The sequence below is a fragment of the Streptomyces himalayensis subsp. himalayensis genome (genome assembly GCF_013778455.1).
GTDB lineage: Bacteria > Actinomycetota > Actinomycetes > Streptomycetales > Streptomycetaceae > Streptomyces > Streptomyces himalayensis.
The window spans coordinates 1-3,087 of the sequence record NZ_JACEHE010000076.1 but is presented as its reverse complement, the minus strand read 5'-3'; the positions used below and the strand labels follow the sequence as shown (position 1 = coordinate 3,087).

Below are 3,087 nucleotides of genomic sequence, written 5' to 3'. Positions count from 1 at the left end.
CGTTACTTGAGTCCGGAGGTGGAGATGCCGGAGATGAAGCCGCGTTGCATGATCAGGAAGAGCGCGAGGACGGGTAGGACGTACATGACTGCGCCGGCGGCGACGATGTTGCCGAGTTGGGCTCCGTGTTGGTTGACGTAGCCGGTGGCGAGTTTGACGGCGAGGGTGGTGCGGGCGTCGTCGAGGAGGAGGGCGGGGGCGATGTAGTCGCCCCAGGTCCAGGAGAAGGACAGGATGAGGCTGGTGGCGATGACGGGCCAGGACTGGGGGAGGAAGATCCGCCAGAAGATGCGGATCTGTCCGCAGCCGTCGATGATCGCGGCTTCTTCGAGTTCTTTGGGCATGTTGGTGAAGAACTGCCGGAACAGGAAGATCAGGTAGGGGGCGCCGGACAGGCCCCAGAGCACCCAGGGCATGTAGGTGTTGACCAGGTGGAGCTTGGCGAACATCAGGTATGTCGGGATGAGGGTGATCACGGCCGGCAGCATCATCGTCGACATCAGCACGGCGAAGATGGCTTTCTTGCCGGGTGCTTCCAGGCGGGCGAAGCCGTAGCCGGCCCAGGCCGAGGCGAGGGTGACCAGGACGGCGTAGAGGGTGGCGATGGTCAGGGAGTTGCGGGCGTAGCCGAGGTAGTCGAACATCGTCAGCGCGTCGTGGAAGTTGCCCACGCTGGGCTGGTGGGGCCACCAGTGGATGGGGAAGGCGCGCAGTTCGGAGGAGTCCTTGAGCGCGGTGATGGCGAGCCAGCCGAAGGGGCTGAGCATCAGCACCAGGATGCCGACCAGGAGGATGTAGATGGTGCTGCGCCGGGAGAGAACCCTCATCGGCTGTCTCCGATCGTGCGGGGCTTGGACTTTGCCTGCTCGGGTTCGACGGAGTAGAACACCGCGCCCTTGCTGAGTTTGAAGATGAGGAAGGTGACGACGCAGATGATCGCGAAGAGCACCCACAGCAGGGCGGAGGCGTAGCCGTAGCGGCCGTTGGCGAAGTACTGGGCGAAGACGTGGATCATGTAGAAGTAGTTGCTCTCGGGCACGGCCGAGACGCCCCTGGGGGTGGGGTCGAGCGCGATGAGCAGGGGCATGAAGGTCTGCAGTGAGGCGATGATGCCGGTGACGACCTGGAAGAAGATGACCGGGGAGAGCAGGGGCAGGGTGATGCGGGTGAAGGACTGCCAGGGGCCGGCTCCGTCCACCCTGGCCGCTTCGTTGAGTTCCCTGGGGATGTCCTGCAGCCCCGCCAGCGAGATGATCATGCCGTTGCCCACGGCCCACATGGTCAGCACGATCAGTACCCAGCGGGCATAGGGGTCGACCAGCCAGTTGATGCCGTTGATACCGGCGATGTCAAGGAGGCCGTTGGCGGCTCCCGAGTCACGGTCGAAGATCAGCTTGAAGGTGAGGGCCGCGCCGACCGGGGGCACCACGGCGGGCAGATACAGCAGGGTGCGAAACAGCCCGCGGGCCCTGATCGGCTGGTTCACCAGCACCGCCAGCAGCAGCCCCGCAAGGATCCCCAGCGGCACCGTGATCGCGGTGAACACTCCGGTGCGCGCCAGCGAGGCCATCGTCTCGGGGTCGGTGAAGACCTCCTTGTAGTTGTCCAGTCCCACGAAGCGTGAATTGTTCGACAGGCCGTCGGCGTTGGTGAAGCTCAGCCACAGCGCATACCCCAGAGGGAAGGCCGTCAGCGCCAGGAAACTCACCACCCACGGCAGGGTGAACACATAGAACGCACGCGCCCTGCGGGTGCGCAAGCTGGCCGGGCGGCTCGGCGCCCTGGCCGGCCGCCGGGACGGGGACGATGACGCCCCGCCCGTCCCGGCGGCCTGATCGGTGAGCTGGCCGGTGCTCACCCCACCAGCTCCTTGCCCTTGGCGATCTGCTCGTTCATCAGCGTGTTGAGCTCATCAGCGACCTTGCCCGCGGACGTCGTGCCCTTGATCGCCTTCGGCAGCACCTTGTTGATCACACCGTCCAGGGCGGTCAGCTGCGCATACGGGGTGAACGTCAGCACGGAGAAGTGCTTGAGCTCCCCCTCCTGCACCGTGAACGCCTGCTTCTGGAACGCGTTCGTCTGCGGCATCTTCGAACGCAGCGACTTCAACGTCGGGATGCCCCAGCCGCTGGTGGCTCGCTCCTCGGCGGGCTTGCCGGCGAAGTAGTACTCGAACAACTTCCAGGCCGCGTCCTTGTTCTTGGCGTCCTTGGGGATCCAGTAACCGGTCGCACCGAAACAGGGGCTGATGCGGTTGCCGCCCAGCTGCGGGGCGGGCGCAAGACGCGACACCTCAGCGATCTTGGCCTCGGCACCGATCGCCCCACCGAACCAGTAGCCGTCACAGGCCATCGCCATCCGCCCGGCCTGATAGGTCGGCCAGTCCCAGCCGTCCGGGTTGGGGTTGGCCACGTTCGGACCGACATTGGCCCGCGCATACTCCAGGTACCACTTGAGCGCCTTGAGCGCCTCGGGCGAGGAGAAATCGACCGACGCCAGATCTTCCGCGAACAGGCTGCCACCGGCCGAGGCCGTCATACCCATGAACTGCGAAAACGCGCCCAGCCCCGTCGCGTTGAGCCCGTAGACCTTCACCTTGCCCAGCCTGCGCTTGGTCAGCTCCCTGCCCAGATCCAGCCACTCGTCATAGGAGAGCGGCTCACTCTCACTGGGCAGATCCAGCTTCGCCGCCTCGAACATGTCCGTCCGGTACCAGAACATCTGGTCCTGCGAGTAGTCCTTGGCCATGCCGTAGCGAGGCCCCGCGCCCTGCTTCTCGCCGTCATAGCGCCACACGTCGTTGACCGGATCCAGATCGGAGGCCTTCAGCACCGCACTCTTCTCGAAGTACGGGTCCAGATCCGTCATCAGCCCACGCGCGGCGAAGTACGGCGTCTCCGTCGCCCCAAGGCCCCGCACCAGGTCCGGCGGGTTCTTCGACGCCAGCAGCGCGTTCAGCTTCGTCGGGTCCGCGGCCACGAAGTTGACCTTGATACCGATCGCCTTGCCGACCGCCTGCATGATCTTCTTGTCATCCTCGGTCGACATGACGGTGACCGTCGACGAGCCACTCGACGAACCACCACC

At 65.2% G+C, this 3,087-nt stretch carries 3 protein-coding genes; all 3 read right to left on the bottom strand.

What is annotated here, in order from left to right; genetic code table 11:
• Window positions 1-2 precede the first annotated feature (2 nt).
• Window positions 3-827, bottom strand: a complete 825-nt coding sequence (locus H1D24_RS41445; protein WP_181662943.1) for a carbohydrate ABC transporter permease — start codon at window positions 825-827, stop codon at window positions 3-5.
• Window positions 824-1,858, bottom strand: coding sequence for a carbohydrate ABC transporter permease (locus H1D24_RS41440; protein WP_181662942.1), 1,035 nt, complete (start codon window positions 1,856-1,858; stop codon window positions 824-826). The genes H1D24_RS41445 and H1D24_RS41440 overlap by 4 nt, the downstream gene beginning before the upstream one ends.
• On the bottom strand, window positions 1,855-3,087 hold a 1,233-nt coding region (locus H1D24_RS41435), incomplete at its 5' end, for an extracellular solute-binding protein (protein WP_309484637.1). The genes H1D24_RS41435 and H1D24_RS41440, both read right to left, overlap by 4 nt.